This is a genomic window from Aquabacterium sp., from assembly GCF_014378415.1.
Lineage (GTDB): Bacteria > Pseudomonadota > Gammaproteobacteria > Burkholderiales > Burkholderiaceae_C > Aquabacterium.
This window is the reverse complement of record NZ_JACMNS010000006.1, coordinates 23923-40949: the sequence shown is the minus strand read 5'-3', so window position 1 is coordinate 40949 and position 17027 is coordinate 23923. Positions and strand designations below refer to the sequence as shown.

The window sequence follows — 17027 nt, the reverse complement described above, 5'->3', positions numbered from 1 at the left end:
GCGGTACGGCCCGGCGCGCCCGGTAGTTTGTCCAGCCGGGGCAATCCAGCCCGTCAAATTCAGCATGCGGTATCTGGCCGTGAATTCCTCACGTTTCGCCTGGGCACGGAAGAGTACGGCATCGACATCCTGAAGGTTCAGGAGATCCGCTCGTACGAGCCGCCCACCAAGATCGCCAACGCACCGTCCTACCTCAAAGGGGTGGTGAACCTGCGCGGCGTGATCGTGCCCATCGTTGACCTGCGCGTGAAGTTCAACTGCCTGAACGCCCAGGGCGAAGGCGACATCAACGACTTCACTGTGGTGATCGTGCTGAACGTGCGCGGCCGCGTGGTTGGCGCCGTGGTCGATTCGGTCAGCGACGTGATCCAGCTGACCGACCAGATGATCAAACCCGCGCCTGAAATGAGCGCCGCCATGGTCGACACGACCTACATCACCGGCATCGCCAACATCAATGAGCGCCTGCTGATTTTGATGGACATCGAGTCGCTGATGAGCAGCTCCGAGATGGGCCTGATCAGCAACCTGACGCCTTGATGTTGGTCACTGAGCCGCCCGTCGCAAGGTATTGACGACGGATTGCTCCAGCACCCCCCGCAGGCTCCACCAGCCTGCCAGTGACGCCAGCACCGCGCCCACCGCCGCGCCCATCAAGGGCCACCACAGCGGTGCACTCCAATCGAACTCGAACACCCAGCGGGCCAGCGCCCAGCCGACGCACAGCGCCGCCGTGGAAGCCAGCGCGCCTGCCAGCGCCCCCACGCCCAGCAGCTCCACCAGCTGCACCTTGGCCAGCATGCGTTGAGACGCCCCCAGGGCCTTGAGCACAGCCCAATCCCTGGCCCGGCGCTCGCGCGAGGTCAGCAGGCCCGCCATCAACACGATCAAACCCGCCGCCAAGGTGAAAGCGAACAGGAACTCAACCGCCGCGATGACCTGGTCCATGATCCGGTTGATCTGCGCCAGGGTGGCCGACACGTCCACCACGGTGACGCTTGGGAAGGACTGCACCAGGATGCGGTCTAGCTGGCCACCAGGCGGCGCGCGAAACGAGGTGATGAACGTGGCCGGCCATTCGGGCATCGACGCCATGGGCGCCATCACGAAGAAATTGACGCGCATTGACGCCCAGTCGACCTTGCGCAGGCTGGTGATGCGGGCCGCATGCTGAACGCCCCCGATGTCGAAGGTGAGTTGGTCGTTCAGGTGCAGGCCCAGGGTCTTGGCCAGGCCTTCTTCGACGCTGAAGGCGCCCTTTTCGTTGGGCTGGTAACGGCCCGCCACCACGGGGTTGTAGGCGGGCTGCTTGTCTGAGTAACTGAGGTTGAACTCGCGATCGGCCAGGCGTTGGGCCCGGTCGTCGGTGTAGTCCTCGGGCTTGACGGTTTTGCCGTTGATCGCCACTAGGCGGCCACGGATCATGGGGTACCAGTCGAACTGTTTGACACCGGCTTTCTGCAGTTGCGCCTTGAAGGCCTCGGTCTGGTCCGGCTGAATGTTGATGACAAAGCGGTTGGGCGCATCGACCGGTGTGGCCGCCCGCCAACTGGCGATCAGGTCGGTGCGAAGCAAGACGAGCAACACCAGCGCCAGCAGGCCGATGGCCAGCGCGCACACCTGCACCACGGTCTGGCCCGGCTGGGCGGTGAGTTGCCGAGTGGCCAGCACCAGCCAGGGCGGGGCCACGCCGCTGAGTTTGTTCAGCAGCCGCTGCAGGATGAACACCGCCAGGGCACTGAGGGCGGCAAAGGCCAGCACCGCCACGGCGACACCGCCCAGGGCGATCGCGCCCAGCTTGATGTCACGCGCCACCATCATCAGCAAGGCCAGCAGCGCCAGGCCACCCACGCCCACGGCCAGCACGGACGCGCCTTTGAGTTCGCCCACATCGCGGCGCAGCACGCGCAACGGTGGCACGCGGGCCAGTTGCAACACCGGCGGCAGGCCGAAGCCCAAGGTGAGCACCACGCCAACACCCAAGCCCAACACCACGGGCCAGATGCTGGGTGCGGGCAAGGCCACGGGCACCAGCTCTGACAGCAGTGCCACGAACACTTGGTGAAAGCCCCAACCTAAGGCAAGGCCAATGATGCTGGCCACCAAGCCAACAATGAGGAACTGAAGCCCGTAGGTCAGGGCCATCTGATTTTGCGGCACGCCCAAAACGCGCAGCATGGCGCAATCGTCCAGGCGCCGCTGGGCAAAGTCGCGCGAGACCAGGGCGACGGCCACAGCCGACAGCAAGGCGGCCAACAGGGCCACCAGGCGCAGGAAAAGGCCTGCGCGGTCCAGTGTGGCACGCATTTCGGGGCGGCCTTGGTCAAGCGTTTCCACGCGCAGACCTCGGGTGGTTTTGGATTGCTGCTCGGCGGCTACGACGAAGGATTGCACCGCCTTGGTGGAGGCATTGGTGGCCGCGGCGGGCTTGTCTTTGCCGAGCCCAACGCCAGCATCGCCAGCGCGGGCAGGCCCGGCCACCAGCAATCGGTAAGTAACGCGGCTGGCGGGTTGCACCAGTTGTGTGGCCGCCAGGTCGGATTGGCGGATCATCACGCGGGGTGAAAAACTCATGAAACCGGCGCCCCGGTCAGGCTCGATGGCGATGACCGAGGCGATGAGGAAGGACATGTCGCCTAACCAGAGCTGATCGCCCACCCGCAGGTTAAGCACGGGCAGCAAGGACGCATCCACCCAGGCCTGACCGGCAGGAGGGCCTCCCATTGGTGCTTTGCCCGAAGGTTCAACCATGCCGTCGGCACGCAAACGGCCCAAGGTGATCTGGCCGCGCAATGGGTAGGCTTCGCTGACGGCCTTCAGGGCCACCAGCTTGCTGTCGCCGCCACGCTCATCCGGTGCGCGGGCCATGCTGGGAAAGGCCGCCGTGTTGGCCTGCCTCAGACCCAGCTTTTGCGCCTCGCCGGCCAATGCAGCCGGCATGGGTTGGTCGGCCACCACCAAGGCGTCGGCGGCCAGCAGTTGGGCAGCATCGCGCACCAGGCCTTGCTCAATGCGATCGGCGAAAAAACCCACGGCAGACAAAGCCGTGACGGCCAGCACCACGGCCACCAGCAGCAACCTGAGGCTGCCTGATCGCATGTCGCGCCAAGTTTGCTTGAGGGCCCAGCGCCAGGCTGGCACCGACGACACCGCTGAATTGATCGCCATGAAACTCCGCTTTATTCTCAAAACTGAAGGATCATTAGAACCCAAGCCGAATGCCCACGCCCCCTGTCATGCCGATCAAGTATTTGCAAGGTCTCACCGCCCCGGAACGCACGCAGCAGAGCAACCTTCACCTGGGTGTTTCATTGGCCTTCGTGGCGGGCGCCATCAACGCCGGTGGCTTTCTGGCGATCGGGCAATACACCTCGCACATGACCGGCGTGGTCTCGGGCATGGCCGATCACCTGGCGCTGGGCAACTTCGACCTCGTCATGGCCGGGTTGGAGGCCTTGCTGGCCTTTTTGCTGGGGGCGGCCACCTCGGCCATCCTCATCAACTGGGCGCGGCGGCGCGGAGGTCGCAGCGAATATGCCCTGCCCCTGATGATCGAGGCGGGCTTGTTGCTGGTCTTTGGCCTGATGGGTGAACGGCTCAGCCTGTCCATGACGCTGGAGGTGTCCTTGACCATTGCCCTGCTGTGTTTCGTGATGGGGCTGCAGAACGCCATGGTGACCAAGGTGTCGAATGCCGAGATCCGAACCACGCACGTCACCGGCCTGGTCACCGACATCGGGATCGAGTTGGGCAAACTGGTTTACTGGAACAACTCAGCGCCCAACCATGCGCTGGGCAAGGTCCAGGTCAACACGCGAAAGCTGCGCATCCTGCTGGCTTTGACCGGGGCATTCATGGTCGGCAGCGTGGTGGGCGCGCTGGGCTTCAAACACCTGGGCTATGTGTCCACCGTGCCGCTGGCACTGGTATTGGCGCTGCTGTCATCGGTGCAGTTCGTGCCGCAACGACCGAGCAAGCTCACCGAATGAAACATTAAGCGCCGAAACGCTCGAAGGTTTGGTCGAGCTTGGCGATCCAGTCGGCCTTGTCTTCGTTGGAGGCAAAGCTGGCCTCGAAGCTGTTGCGCGCCAGGGTGTAGGCGGCCGAGGCGTCCAGGCCCAGGGCGGCAAAGGTCTCCAGGTAGTTCTGGTTCAGGTAGCCGCCAAAGTAGGCTGGGTCGTCTGAGTTGATGGTCACCTTCAGGCCCAGGTCCAGCATGGTTTTAAGGTTGTGCTGGCCCAAGGTGCTGAACACGCACAGCTTGACATTGGACAGCGGGCACACGGTCAGGGGCATGCCCTCTTTGACCAGGCGCTGCACCAGCGCGGGATCTTCGACACAACGCACGCCGTGGTCGATGCGCTCGACCTTGAGCACATCCAATGCGCTGATGATGTAGGCCGGCGGGCCTTCTTCGCCCGCGTGGGCCACCACGTGCAAACCCAGTTCACGGCAACGTTCAAACACCCGGGCGAATTTTTCGGGCGGGTGGCCTCGCTCGCTTGAATCCAGGCCCACGCCCACGATCAGGTCGAGCCAGGGCAAGGCTTCATCCAGGGTCTTCAGGGCGGCTTCTTCGGGCAGGTGCCTCAGGAAGCACATGATCAGCGTGGCACTGACGCCCAGCTCGGTCTTGGCGCGCTTGCACGCAAGGTCCAGGCCTTTGATCACCACCTCGAAGGGCACGCCCCGGTCAGTGTGGGTCTGGGGGTCGAAAAACAATTCGGTGTGCAGCACGTTCTCGGCGGCGGCCTTGCTCAGGTAGGCCCAAGCCATGTCGTGGAAATCTTCTTCCTTGAGCAGCACCGAAGCACCCGCGTAATAGATGTCCAGGAAGGTTTGCAGATCGGTGAAAGCGTAGGCCGCGCGCAGGGCCTCCACGCTGGGGTAAGAAAGCGCCACGCCATTGCGCTGCGCCAGGGCGAAGATCAACTCGGGCTCAAGCGAGCCCTCGATGTGGATGTGCAACTCCGCCTTGGGCATGGCTTGCAGCAGTTCGGGCAAGCGGTTGGGTGCAATGGTCATGGCGCTCATCCTTATTTGCTGGAGGGCACCGCACCATCCACGCCCTTGACGTAGAAGTTGATGCCACCCAGGAACTTGTCATCGGCCACGGCGTCTTTGGCCAGCACTTCCTTGCCATCCTGGCCCACGATGGGGCCCTTCCAGATGACGAAACTGCCGTCCTTCAAGCCAGCCTTGATGGTGTCCACCTTGGCCTTCAGGTCAGCGGGCACCTTGTCAGACAGGGACACGAGGTCAATGGCACCTTCCTTCACGCCCCACCACACGCCGCCGGTGGTCCAGGTGCCTTCCAGCGCATCCTTAGTGGCCTTGATGTAGTACGGCGCCCAGTTGATGATGGCCGAGCCCAGGTGGGCCTTGGGGCCAAACTTGCTCATGTCCGAATCCCAGCCAAAGGCGTACTTGCCGGCTTTCTCGGCCGTTTGCAGCACCGCGCTGGAATCGGTGTTCTGGAACAGCACGTCGGCACCCTGGTTGAGCAGGCTTTGCGCGCCTTCGGTTTCCTTCGGGGGATCGAACCAGTTGTTGATCCAGACCACTTTGGTCTTGACCTTGGGGTTCACGCTTTGAGCGCCCAACGTGAAGGCGTTGATGTTGCGGATCACCTCAGGGATAGGGATGGAGCCGACCACTCCCAGGGTGTTGGACTTGGTCATGCCGCCCGCGATCACGCCGGCCATGTAGGCGCCTTCATAGGTGCGCGAGTCGTAGGTGCGCATGTTCTCGGCCGTCTTGTAGCCCGTGCCATGCTCGAACTTCACGTCCTTGTGATCGGCGGCCACCTTGAGCATGGGTTCCATGTAGCCAAAGGTGGTGCCAAAGATCAGCTTGTTGCCTTGGCTGACCATGTCGCGCAGCACGCGCTCGGCGTCAGGGCCTTCGGGCACTTTCTCCACGAAGGAGGTCTTGATCTTGTCGCCGTATTCTTTTTCCAACGCCAGCCGGGCCTGGTCATGGGCGTAGGTCCAGCCAGCATCACCCACCGGGCCCACATAGGCAAAGGCGATGAGCAGGGGGCCTGCGGGCGCGGCGGCCGCCACCGAGGCGGTGGCCGCAGGTGTCGACGCGGCCGAAGCGGCGTCAGGCGTGGCTTCTTTCTTGCCGCAACCCACCAGGGCGGCGGTCGCGGCAATGCTGGCCCATCCGGCCGCTTTCAACAAAGAACGTTTGGTCAATGGTCGAGTCATGTCATCTCCAGGGTGGAAAAATCAGAACACTGAAACAGACAGCCAGGGGCGATGATGCCTCGTCAGCTGCCGGGATGGAAGGGCTTGCCCAACGACGCGGGCATGTTGACGCGAATCCACGTCGGATTGCGGGAGATCAGCACCAGCACCACGATGGTGGCCAGGTAAGGCAGCATCGTCAGCAACTGGCTGGGAATCTGAATGCCCTGCCCTTGCAGCTGGAACTGCAGCATGGTCACGCCGCCGAACAGGTAAGCACCTAGCAAGACGCGGGCCGGGCGCCAAGTGGCGAAGGTGGTCAGCGCCAGGGCGATCCAGCCTTTGCCAGCCACCATGCCCTCGACCCAAAGCGGGGTGTAGACCACCGACAGATAAGCCCCCGCCAAACCGCACAGGGCGCCGCCAGCCATCACAGCCATCAAGCGAATTTGGCGCACCGGGTAGCCCAAGGCGTGCGCCGACTCTGGCGATTCGCCCACCGCCCGCAAGATCAAACCGGCCCGTGAACGGTACAAAAACCAGGCCAGGGCCGCCGTGAAGGCGATGGCCAGGTACACCAGCGGGTGTTGTTTGAACAAGGCGGGCCCCACGAACGGGATGTCTGACAGGTAGGGGACGGCGAAGTTGGGCCGCTCAGGCAGTTTCTCTTGCGTGTAGCGGATGCCGGCAAAGGCCGACAGCCCAGCCCCGAACAGGCTGAGCGCCAAACCCGTGGCGTACTGATTGGTGTTGAGCCAGATCACCAGCACCCCGAACACGGCGGCCAGCAAGGCCCCTGCAGCCGCACCGGCCATGAAGGCCAGGGTGTCGCTGCCCGTGGTCACGCCCGTGGCAAAACCGGCGATGGCGGCCACCAGCATCAGGCCCTCGGCCCCCAGGTTGACCACACCGGAGCGCTCGTTGATCAGCAGGCCCATCGCTGCCAGCCCCAGCACGGTGCCCGCGTTCAGCGTGGCGGCCAGCAGCAAGGCCAGCGAATCGGCGGTGAAGACGCTCATTTGGAAACCCAGCGCAAGCGTTGATGGATGAAGGTGTCGCAGGCCAGCAGGCAGAACAGCAACAAACCCTGGAAGACGCCGGTCAGCGCCTTGGGCAGGCCCAGACGCGACTGGGCCAGTTCGCCGCCAATGTAGAACATGCTCATCAACAAGGCTGAGAACACGATGCCAATGGGATTGAGCCGCCCCACGAAGGCCACGATGATGGCGGCGAAGCCATAGCCCATGGGCACGAAAGGCGTGAGCTGCCCTTGTGGCCCGGCCGCTTCCAGCGCGCCTGCCAATCCAGCCATGCCACCCGAAATCAACAGCCCGGTCCAAAGCGCCCGGCGTGACGAAAAGCCCGCATAACGCGCCGCCGCCGGAGCCAGGCCGCCCACCTGCAACTGGAAACCGGCATAGGTGCGCGCCAGGAAGATCGTGAAACATGCCACCGCCGCCAAGGCGATGTAGACACCGATGTTCATGCGGAAGCCGCTGACGATCTTGGGGATGCGGGCCGCGTCCAGGAAGGTGATCGTTTGCGGAAAGTTATAGCCCTGAGGATCCCTCCAGGGGCCGTAGACCAGGTAACTCAGCAACATCTCGGCCACGTAGACCAGCATCAGGCTGACCAGGATTTCGCTGGCGTTGAAGCGGTCGCGCAGCAGGGCCACGATGCCCGCCCAGGCCATGCCGCCGAGCATGCCGGCGATCAGCACAGCGGCGACGATCCAGCGGCCGGTGTCGGGCGTGGCCTGCATGGCCACCCAACCGCCGCAAATGGCGCCCAGCACGAACTGCCCTTCCGCCCCGATGTTCCACAGGTTGGCGCGAAAGCACACGGCCAACCCCAGCGCGATCAGCACCAGGGGCGTGGCCTTGATGGTCAATTCGGTCAGCGAATAAACGCTTTTAACCGGCTCGTAGAAGAACATCCGCAGGCCATCGACGGGGTTCTTGCCCAAGACCACGAACAGGAACGAACCCACCAGCACCGTGATCAGCAAGGCGATGACGGGCGAGCCCACCATCAGCAGTTTGGACGGCTCGGCACGTGTTTCAAGCTTGAACATGGGCGGCCTCCCACAAGCCGCTCATCCAGATGCCGATCTGCGGGGCCGTGGCCTGGCTGGCGTCAATGCTGGGCGACAAGCGCCCTTGCGCCATCACCATCAATCGATCGCTGACTGCAAACAATTCGTCCAACTCCTCGCTAACGACCAGCACCGCGCAACCGGCGTCACGCAGTTTCAACAATTCGCCACGGATCTGCGCGGCCGCGCCCACGTCCACGCCCCAGGTGGGCTGGGACACCAGCAACAACTTGGGCGAGGCATCGATCTCGCGGCCCATGATGAACTTTTGCAGATTGCCGCCAGACAGACTCTTGGCCGCCGCGTTCGAGCCCACGGCCTTGACCTTGAAGCGGCTGATCAAATCGGATGCCATGCCGTGGGTGCCCTGAATGCGAAGCCAGCCGCCAGGGCCGACGGCATTGGTGCGGGTCAGCAAGGTGTTTTGCGCCAGCGACATGCTGGGAACAGCGCCCCGGCCCAGGCGCTCTTCGGGCACGCTGTGCAGCCCCTGGCTTCGACGTTCGCGCGGAGACGACTGGCTGACATCCCGACCAAACAAGGTGACCATGCCGGGCGTGGTGCGCGGGTCTTCACCGCTCAAAGCCGCCATCAGGGCTTGCTGCCCATTGCCCGACACGCCCGCGATGCCGACGATCTCGCCGGCCTGCACCTGCAGGCAGATGTCTTGCAAGTTCACGCCAAAGGTGTCTTGCTTGGCCAGGTTCAAGTTTTTGACCACCAAGGCCATGGCGCCCAGCACCGGCGCCACGCGCTTGAGCTGCGGCGGCTCGGAGCCAATCATCAAGCGGGACAAGCTGGCATTGGTCTCTTGGCGCGGATCGACCTCGCCCGTGACCTTGCCTCCGCGTAGCACGGTGCAGCGGTGGCACAAGGCGCGGATCTCGTCCAGCTTGTGGCTGATGTAAAGGATGGAACAACCACGCTCGGCCAATTGGCGCAAGGTCACGAAGAGCTTGTCAACGGCTTGCGGCGTCAGCACCGAGGTAGGCTCATCCAGGATCAACAATTGCGGGTTCGTCAGCAAGGCGCGCACGATCTCGACCCGCTGGCGCTCGCCCACGCTCAAGGTGTGCACAGGGCGCCAGGGATCAACCTCCAACCCATAGTCGCTTGAGACGGCCTGGATGCGCTCGATTACCTCGGGCAGCGTCCATTTCTTGTCCAGGCCCAGCCACACGTTTTCGGCGGCGGTGAGGGTGTCAAACAAGGAGAAGTGCTGGAACACCATGCTGATGCCCAGCGCTCGGGCCTCTTGCGGCGAACGCACCTGCACCAAGGCATCGTTGAAGTAGATCTCGCCGGCGTCGGGTTTGACCGCGCCGAAGATGATCTTCATCAAGGTGGATTTGCCGGCGCCGTTCTCGCCCAGCACAGCGTGGATTTCGCCCGGCAGGACGTGCAGGCTGACATCGTCATTGGCCCGCACCGCAGGGTACTGCTTGGTGATATTGCGGAGTTCTAGGCGATACGACATAAAAAGCGCCTGGGCGCGTTATTGGACTGCGGCCTGAACAAGCGACGAGGCCGAATGAACGCATTGGCCAGCCACGTAGGTGCTCACCAGATTGCGTTCATCGCCCATGGTCACCCAGGCAAAGATGCGCTCGTGCAAATGCTCTTGCAAAACGCGGGCCAGGCGTTGCTGAGCGACCCGATCCCGATGCTCGGCCACTGGGCCCTGCGCCATGCTCCACACCGCCAGGTCGGCCATGCAGTCCGGCTCCAGGCGTCCAATCTCATCGGCCAAACCCAGGTGGCTGGCGGCGCCCAAGGTGCAGGTGTACAGGGCCTTCCAAGCCGACAGGCGCACGCCTTGCAGCGCCTGGATCTTGTAGGCATCGGCAATGTTGCGCAGCATGGACAGGCTGGTGCCGCCGCCCACGTCACTGGCCAAGCTCACGTTCACACCTTCACGCTCGGCTTCAAGCCAGTTGAACAAACCGCTGCCCAGGAAGAGGTTGGACGAAGGGCTGTGGGCGATCTGCGCGCCATGCGCCTTCAACACGGCGCGGTCGTTGGCGTCCAACCAGATGCCGTGGGCCAGCACCGCGCGCGGGCCGATCAGGCCGTCGCGGTCGTACACGTCCAGGTAGCTGCGCGCGGTGGGGAACAGCTCGGCCACCCAGCGCACTTCGTCGCGGTTCTCGGCCACGTGGGTCTGCATGTAGGTGCCAGCGTAGGTTTGGCACAGGCGGCCGGCCATGGTCAGTTGCTCAGGGGTGCTGGTGGGGGCAAAACGCACGGTGACCGCGAACGACTGCCTGGCTTTTCCATGGAAGCGGTCGATCAGGTCGATGCAATCTTTCTCAGCCTGGTCCACGTCGTCCAGCAGACCCTCGGGCGCGTGTCGGTCCATCAGAACCTTGCCGGTGATCAAGCGCATGTGGTGCGCGCTGGCCATGTCGAACAAGGCTTCGGCGCTGACCTTGTGCACCGTGGGGAACACCACCGCGCTGGTCGTGCCATGGGCCCACAGGGCGTGGAGAAAACGCTCGGCGCCTTCGCGGGCCACCAGCGGGTCCACGTAGCGGCGCTCGGCCGGGAAGGTGTAGGTGTTGAGCCAATCGAGCAGCTCGGCGCCATAGCTGGCGATGACGTCCAACTGCGGGCAATGCACGTGGGTGTCGATGAAGCCCGGCATGATCAACTGACCACGGTGGTCGGTCACCGGCACATCGGCCCAGTCCTGTGGCAAGGGATCGCCGGCCGGATGGATGGCCGCGATGCGCTCACCGTCGATCAGCAGGACATGGTCGGGGCGCCAGCGCACACCCGGCGCTTCGGCGGGCAGCGCAAAGCCTGGGTCGGCGGTGAAATCCAGCAGGTCGCCGCGCAGCACCCGCCGAGTCTGGACAGCTGGGCCGTTGACGGGATTCAATCGGGGATCAGGCATGAAAGCTCACTGTTTGGCCGAAGAACCCAGCACGGGCAAGGACTCGGCGCGCAAAGGAGGGCGAACCTGGTGCAGACCACGAACCACGTCGCGCACTTGCTCGCGCAACCAGCGGCTGGCCGCTGAATGGTGCGTGAGATCGTGCCACAACTGATAGTAGTTCATGGCCGGGAATGGCACGGGGCATCGGATGATCTTGACGCGCAACTGTTGCGCGTAACGCTCACAGAAGCGGCGCCCCGTGGTCAACACCAGCAAGGAGCCTGCCACCATGTAGGGCAGCTGGGCAAAGTGCGGGTTGCGCACCACAATGTTTCGGCGCAAGCCCTGCATGGCCAGGCGCTCGTCAATCACGCCCACGGCGCCCGGGTGCAAAGCCGGTGGCGACACGTGCTCGGCCGCCAGGTATTGCTCGATCGACCAGGCGCGTTTGCCTTCCTTGGGCAGGCGCGCAGCAGGGTGGTCTTCAGAGACGAGACACACCACCTCGTCGGTCAGCAGGCGGCCCAAGTGCAGCTCGTCAGAGGGCTCCAGCCAGTTGCCGATCACCAGGTCGACCTCGCCACGCGCCAGGCTGCGGCGGTGGTCGAGTTCGGCGGTCAATTGAACGACCTCGACCTTGATGTTGGGCGCCAGTCGGCGTAGCCTCAGGGTGAGTTCAGGCAGGAAGAAAGGATCGAGGTAATCGGTGGCGGCAATCCGGAAAGTGAGCGTGGTGCTGGCCGGGTCGAAGTCGCGCACCGAGTTCTTGTGGCCAAACATGCTCTGCGCGTGCTGCAGGATGGCCGAGGCGGGCTCCAGCAGACTCAGCGCCACATCGGTGGGCGCCATGGTCTGGCCACAGCGCACCAAAAGCGGGTCGCCCGTGATCTCGCGCAGGCGCTTCAGCTGGGTGCTGACGGCGGGCTGGCTGGATTGAAGGCGAAGGGCCGCCTTGGAGACGCTGCACTCGGTAATCACGGTGTGTAAAACCCGGATGAGGGAAATGTCGATCTTGTCGAAAACAGCGTCCTTGCTCATGTGCAACAGCAGATAGTTATTATTACCATGATGGTATAGCGGCAAACCCCAATCGCAGTACCCTCTGAGGTGGGATCCCCATTGAGTGGGGTGTGCCATTCAATGCTTGTCGCTGATCCAGGAGTCTGACCATGAGCGACCCGACACCCCGTCCGATTCGCTTCTTTCACCAAGGGCAGATCCACACCGTAGAGGGCCTGCCGCCCACCACCACCGTGCTGCAATGGCTGCGCGAGCAGGCGCATTGCACCGGCACCAAAGAAGGCTGCGCCGAAGGTGATTGCGGCGCTTGCACCGTGGTCGTCGGCGAGGTCGATGAGTCAGGGCAGGCACTCACCAAGACCACCGTCAATGCTTGTATCCAGTTTTTGCCCACGCTTGATGGGCGAGCCCTGTTCACGGTTGAAGACCTGCAGGGCATGAACGGCGGCGCACTGCACCCCTGCCAGCAGGCCATGGTCGATTGCCACGGCTCGCAATGTGGCTTCTGCACGCCGGGCTTCGTGATGTCCTTGTGGCAGGTTTATGAAGACCAGGTGCAGGCATTGCCAAGGCAAGACTTGGCCGATGCGCTGTCGGGCAACCTGTGCCGCTGCACGGGTTACCGCCCTATCCTGGACGCCGGACAAAAAATGTTCGAGGCACCCCGCGTGGTCTTCGACCCGACCCCAGCGTTGAACGCGTTGAAAGCGCTGGACGCCACTGACCAGACCTTCATCCACGAGGCGCCCGAGGCCACCAACCCCGCCAAGCGCACCCGCTTCGTCGCCCCCGCCACCTTGAGCGAGTTGGCCCGCTGGCGTCAGCAGATGCCGCAAGCACGCCTGCTGGCCGGCAGCACCGACGTGGGCCTATGGGTCACCAAGCAAATGAAGCCTCTGGGCGACATCCTCTACCTGGGCCGCGTCAAAGAACTCAAGGCCATCACCGCCACCAGCACCGGCCTGACCATTGGCGCCGCCGCCTCGCTGGAAGACGCCTGGGCCGCCATCGTGCAGCACGTGCCTGCCCTGCGCGAGATCTGGCTGCGCTTCGCCTCGCCGCCAGTGCGCCACGCTGGCACCCTGGGCGGCAACATCGCCAATGGCTCGCCCATCGGGGACAGCGCGCCCATGCTGCTGGCCCTCAATGCCGAGGTCACCTTGCGCAAAGGCGACTGGCAGCGCACCCTGCCCTTGTCAAGCTTCTACCTGGACTACATGAAGAACGCGCTGGAGCCCGGCGAGTTCCTGCAGTCCATGCACATTCCCTTGCCCCAGCAGGACGACATCGTGCGCGGCTACAAGATTTCCAAGCGCCGCGACAGCGACATCTCGGCCGTGTGCGCCGGCCTGATGCTGCGGCTGGACGGCGACGTGATCGCCGAGGCGCGCCTGGCCTGGGGCGGCATGGCGGCCACGGCCAAACGTGCGGCCTTGACCGAAGCCGCGCTGATTGGCCAGCCCTGGACCGAGGCCACCTTGCGCGGCGCTCAGGCTGCGCTGGCCCAAGATTTCAAGCCCATGACCGATCTGCGCGCCAGCCAAAGTTACCGCTCGCGCGTGGCCGTCAACCTGCTGGAACGTTTCTGGCTTGAAACCCGCACGGAGCACGCGCTCGCCGCTGAAAAGGTGCAGGTATGGACCGCCTGACGATGAAGACCGCCACGGCAGCTGGCCAATCCCTGCCGCACGAGTCCGCCCACCTGCACGTGGCGGGTGCCGCCCCGTACATCGACGACCTGCCCGAGCTGGCAGGCACCCTGCACTGTGCCCTGGGCCTGTCGCCCGTGGCACATGGACGATTGCTTGGCGTTGACGTGGCCACCATCAAAGCCATGCCCGGCGTGGTCGCGGTGCTGACTGCCCAGGATGTGCCCGGCAAGAACGACTGCGGCGCCATCATCCACGACGAGCCCATCCTGGCCGATGGCGAAGTGCACTTCCTGGGCCACCCGGTGTTCGCCGTCATCGCCACTGACCGTGAATCGGCGCGCCGTGCTGCGGCCCGCGCCAAGGACGTCATCCAGGTCGAAGCCCTGCCTTCGCTGCTGACCATCGAAGCGGCCCACGCCGCCGAGTCCTACGTGGTGCCGCCCATGCACCTCAAGCGCGGCGATGCTGCCGGCGCGATGGCCCAGGCACCGCACCGTTTGAAGGATCGCTTCTACCTGGGTGGGCAAGAGCAGTTCTACCTGGAAGGCCAGATCTCGTACGCCATCCCGCGCGAGAACAACGGCATGCTGGTGCACTGCTCCACGCAACACCCCAGCGAGATGCAGCACCACATCGCGCACGCGCTGGGCCTGCACTCGCACCACATCCAGGTCGAATGCCGGCGCATGGGTGGCGGCTTTGGCGGCAAGGAATCGCAATCGGCCGTGTTCGCCTGCATCGCGGCCATCGCAGCCCGAAAGCTCAAGCGGCCGGTCAAGCTGCGCGTGGACCGCGACGACGATTTCATGATCACGGGCAGGCGCCATTGCTTCATCCACGACTATGAGATCGGCCACGATGACCAGGGCCGCATCCTGGCCGCCGAGGTGAACATGGTCTCGCGCGCAGGTTGGTCGGCCGACCTGTCGCCCCCGGTGATGACGCGCGCCCTGTGCCACTTCGACAACGCCTACTGGCTGCCGAACGTGAGCATGCACGGCTACTGCGCGCGCACCAACACGCAAAGCAACACCGCCTTCCGTGGCTTTGGCGGGCCCCAAGGCGCGCTGGCGGTGGAGGTGGCACTGGACAGCATCGCCCGCAAGCTCAAGCTGGATGCGCTGGACGTGCGCCTGGCCAACCTCTATGGCTTGCAAGAGAACAACGTCACGCCCTATGGCCAGACGGTTGAAGACAATGTGCTGCGCCCTTTGATTGATGAGTTGGTGGCCAGCAGCGATTACCGAGCGCGCCGCCAGTCTTTAGAAGCATTCAACGCCTGCAGCCCGGTGTTGAAAAAAGGTCTGGCCCTGACGCCGCTCAAGTTCGGCATCTCATTCAATGTGGTGCACCTGAACCAGGCTGGCGCCCTGGTGCACATCTACACCGATGGCAGCGTGCTGGTGAACCACGGCGGCACCGAGATGGGGCAAGGCCTGAACACTAAAGTGGCGCAAATGGTGGCGCACACCCTGGGCGTCAGCATGGCCCGCGTGCGCGTCACCGCCACCGACACAGCCAAGGTGGTCAACACCTCGGCCACGGCCGCGTCCACAGGATCCGACCTGAACGGCAAGGCCGCCGCCGATGCAGCGCGGCAGATCATTGAGCGGCTGACGAAGTTCCTGGCCGACCGCGAACAGGTGCCAGAGGATGCCGTGCGCTTCGTGGACGACCAGGTGGAAATCGGCTCGCAGAAACTGTCCTTCGAACAGGTCATCAGCGAAGCCTACTTTGCCCGCATCCAACTGTGGTCCGACGGCTTCTACACCACGCCCAAACTGCACTGGGACCGCACCACCATGCAGGGCCGACCCTTCTTCTACTTCGCCTATGGCGCGGCTGTGAGCGAAGTGCTGGTGGACACGCTGACCGGCGAGTGGAGGCTGTTGCGCGCCGAAGTGCTGCACGACGCGGGCCAGTCCATCAACCCGGCCGTGGACATCGGCCAAATCGAAGGTGGCTTCATCCAGGGCATGGGCTGGCTCACCAGCGAAGAGCTGTACTGGCACCCTGAGTCGGGCCGACTGATGACGCACGCACCCTCGACCTACAAGATCCCCACCGCCAGCGACTGCCCGGCCGACTTCCGTGTCAAGCTGTTCGACAACATCAACGTGGAAGACACCATCCACCGGTCCAAAGCCGTGGGCGAGCCGCCCTTGCTGCTGCCCTTCTCGGTGTTTTTGGCAATCCGCGATGCGGTGTCGAGCGTAGGCGGCCATGACATCGACCCACCTTTGCGCGCACCCGCCACGCCCGAGGCCATCCTCGACGCGGTCGATGCCGTCAAGGCCGCACGGGCCTGATCACCATGAGCAGCCTGAGCGCACGGGCCCTGCGACGCACCGCCAAGCAATGGTGGGCGGCCCAGCGCCATGCCTTGGTCATCTCGGTGGACGAGATCAAAGGCTCGACCCCACGCGGCACTGGCACGCGCATGCTGGTGTCCACGGATCAGGTTGACGGCACCATCGGCGGCGGCCACCTGGAATGGCAGGCCATTGACCTGGCGCGCCATGCCTTGCAAGAGAACACCCAGCCCACGGCCCCGTGGACCCGCACCTTTGCGCTGGGCCCCACGCTGGGCCAATGCTGTGGTGGCGTGGTGACACTGCGCTTTGCACCTTTGAACGAAGCCACGCTGGCCAACTGGGCCCTGCCCCCACCCCGCTTTCACCTGGAACTGCACGGCGCCGGCCACGTGGGCCAGGCCATCGTGCGCCTGCTGGTGGACCTGGACTGCACCGTGCGCTGGATCGATGAGCGCGCTGAAGATGCCAGCCTGCCCAACGCCGAGCAACCCGGCCTGCCCACCCTTGAGATGCTGGCCAGCCTGCCGCCGCACATCCAGTGGATGGCCACCGAGGCCGCAGAGCATGAGGTGCACGACGCGCCAACCAAGGCCTGCCACCTGGTGCTGACCCACCGCCACGACCTGGACCTGCGCATCATCGATGCCGTACTGCGCCGCGGCGACTTCCGCTTCGCCGGTCTGATCGGCTCGCAGACCAAACGCGCCAAGTTCCTGCACCGCCTGGCTGAGCAAGGCATCACACCTGAAACGCTGGCCCGCCTGACCTGCCCCATCGGCCTGCCCGGCGTGATTGGCAAAGAGCCCGCCGTCATTGCCATCGCCGTGCTCGCGCAGCTGTTGCAACACACCTCAACATCACCACAGGACTGACGCC

General features: G+C 64.2%; 13 protein-coding genes. 5 read left to right on the top strand and 8 right to left on the bottom strand.

Features of this window, described 5'->3' with window-relative positions; translation table 11 throughout:
- Window positions 1-27: 27 nt before the first annotated feature.
- A complete protein-coding gene (locus tag H7225_RS01050; RefSeq protein WP_290658733.1) occupies window positions 28-540 on the top strand; it encodes a chemotaxis protein CheW in 513 nt (170 codons plus the stop codon).
- 6 nt (window positions 541-546) lie between these two features.
- Here the strand turns inward: H7225_RS01050 and H7225_RS01045 are convergent, their stop codons facing one another.
- Entirely contained in the window at window positions 547-3168 is a 2622-nt protein-coding gene (locus H7225_RS01045; RefSeq protein WP_290658728.1) for an FtsX-like permease family protein, read from the bottom strand.
- Between the two features lie 68 nt (window positions 3169-3236).
- On the opposite strand from H7225_RS01045, the gene H7225_RS01040 reads away from it, so the two are divergent.
- Entirely contained in the window at window positions 3237-3989 is a 753-nt protein-coding gene (locus tag H7225_RS01040) for a YoaK family protein (protein WP_290658732.1), read from the top strand.
- 4 nt (window positions 3990-3993) lie between these two features.
- Here the strand turns inward: H7225_RS01040 and H7225_RS01035 are convergent, their stop codons facing one another.
- From H7225_RS01035 to H7225_RS01005, 7 genes are all read right to left on the bottom strand, one after another.
- Window positions 3994-5025, bottom strand: coding sequence for an adenosine deaminase (locus tag H7225_RS01035; RefSeq protein WP_290658727.1), 1032 nt, complete (start codon window positions 5023-5025; stop codon window positions 3994-3996).
- A gap of 11 nt (window positions 5026-5036) precedes the next feature.
- The gene (locus tag H7225_RS01030) at window positions 5037-6212 is read right to left on the bottom strand and encodes a BMP family ABC transporter substrate-binding protein (RefSeq protein WP_290658725.1); all 1176 of its coding nucleotides are present in this window, start codon (window positions 6210-6212) and stop codon (window positions 5037-5039) included.
- Between the two features lie 62 nt (window positions 6213-6274).
- Entirely contained in the window at window positions 6275-7210 is a 936-nt protein-coding gene (locus tag H7225_RS01025; protein WP_290658723.1) for an ABC transporter permease, read from the bottom strand.
- Window positions 7207-8265: an ABC transporter permease gene (locus H7225_RS01020; protein WP_290658721.1), complete on the bottom strand. Its 1059-nt coding sequence runs from the start codon at window positions 8263-8265 to the stop codon at window positions 7207-7209. The genes H7225_RS01025 and H7225_RS01020 overlap by 4 nt, the downstream gene beginning before the upstream one ends.
- A complete protein-coding gene (locus H7225_RS01015; RefSeq protein WP_290658719.1) occupies window positions 8252-9763 on the bottom strand; it encodes an ABC transporter ATP-binding protein in 1512 nt (503 codons plus the stop codon). Before H7225_RS01015 ends, H7225_RS01020 begins: the two co-directional genes overlap by 14 nt.
- Window positions 9764-9781: 18 nt before the next feature.
- The gene (guaD, locus tag H7225_RS01010) at window positions 9782-11182 is read right to left on the bottom strand and encodes a guanine deaminase (protein WP_290658717.1); all 1401 of its coding nucleotides are present in this window, start codon (window positions 11180-11182) and stop codon (window positions 9782-9784) included.
- 6 nt (window positions 11183-11188) lie between these two features.
- Entirely contained in the window at window positions 11189-12202 is a 1014-nt protein-coding gene (locus tag H7225_RS01005; protein ID WP_290658715.1) for a LysR family transcriptional regulator, read from the bottom strand.
- Window positions 12203-12333: 131 nt separating this feature from the next.
- Between H7225_RS01005 and xdhA the strand changes: the two genes are divergently transcribed.
- The 3 genes from xdhA to xdhC are packed head-to-tail and all read left to right on the top strand — an operon-like array spanning window position 12334 to window position 17023.
- On the top strand, window positions 12334-13833 hold the full coding sequence (xdhA, locus tag H7225_RS01000) for a xanthine dehydrogenase small subunit (RefSeq protein ID WP_290658713.1): 1500 nt from the start codon (window positions 12334-12336) through the stop codon (window positions 13831-13833).
- Complete coding sequence (gene xdhB, locus H7225_RS00995; RefSeq protein WP_290658711.1) at window positions 13821-16145, top strand: xanthine dehydrogenase molybdopterin binding subunit; 2325 nt, start codon at window positions 13821-13823, stop codon at window positions 16143-16145. The genes xdhA and xdhB overlap by 13 nt, the downstream gene beginning before the upstream one ends.
- 5 nt (window positions 16146-16150) lie before the next feature.
- Entirely contained in the window at window positions 16151-17023 is an 873-nt protein-coding gene (gene xdhC, locus H7225_RS00990) for a xanthine dehydrogenase accessory protein XdhC (protein ID WP_290658709.1), read from the top strand.
- Window positions 17024-17027: the final 4 nt, after the last annotated feature.

Excerpts from the sequence above, each read along its gene's own strand:
- H7225_RS01045 (WP_290658728.1), bottom strand. The coding sequence starts at position 3,168 with ATGGCGATCAATTCAGCGGTGTCGTCGGTGCCAGCCTGGCGCTGGGCC.
- H7225_RS01040 (WP_290658732.1), top strand. The coding sequence starts at position 3,237 with ATGCCGATCAAGTATTTGCAAGGTCTCACCGCCCCGGAACGCACGCAG.
- H7225_RS01035 (WP_290658727.1), bottom strand. The coding sequence starts at position 5,025 with ATGACCATTGCACCCAACCGCTTGCCCGAACTGCTGCAAGCCATGCCC.
- H7225_RS01030 (WP_290658725.1), bottom strand. The coding sequence starts at position 6,212 with ATGACTCGACCATTGACCAAACGTTCTTTGTTGAAAGCGGCCGGATGG.
- H7225_RS01025 (WP_290658723.1), bottom strand. The coding sequence starts at position 7,210 with ATGAGCGTCTTCACCGCCGATTCGCTGGCCTTGCTGCTGGCCGCCACG.
- H7225_RS01020 (WP_290658721.1), bottom strand. The coding sequence starts at position 8,265 with ATGTTCAAGCTTGAAACACGTGCCGAGCCGTCCAAACTGCTGATGGTG.
- H7225_RS01015 (WP_290658719.1), bottom strand. The coding sequence starts at position 9,763 with ATGTCGTATCGCCTAGAACTCCGCAATATCACCAAGCAGTACCCTGCG.
- guaD (WP_290658717.1), bottom strand. The coding sequence starts at position 11,182 with ATGCCTGATCCCCGATTGAATCCCGTCAACGGCCCAGCTGTCCAGACT.
- H7225_RS01005 (WP_290658715.1), bottom strand. The coding sequence starts at position 12,202 with ATGAGCAAGGACGCTGTTTTCGACAAGATCGACATTTCCCTCATCCGG.
- xdhA (WP_290658713.1), top strand. The coding sequence starts at position 12,334 with ATGAGCGACCCGACACCCCGTCCGATTCGCTTCTTTCACCAAGGGCAG.
- xdhB (WP_290658711.1), top strand. The coding sequence starts at position 13,821 with ATGGACCGCCTGACGATGAAGACCGCCACGGCAGCTGGCCAATCCCTG.
- xdhC (WP_290658709.1), top strand. The coding sequence starts at position 16,151 with ATGAGCAGCCTGAGCGCACGGGCCCTGCGACGCACCGCCAAGCAATGG.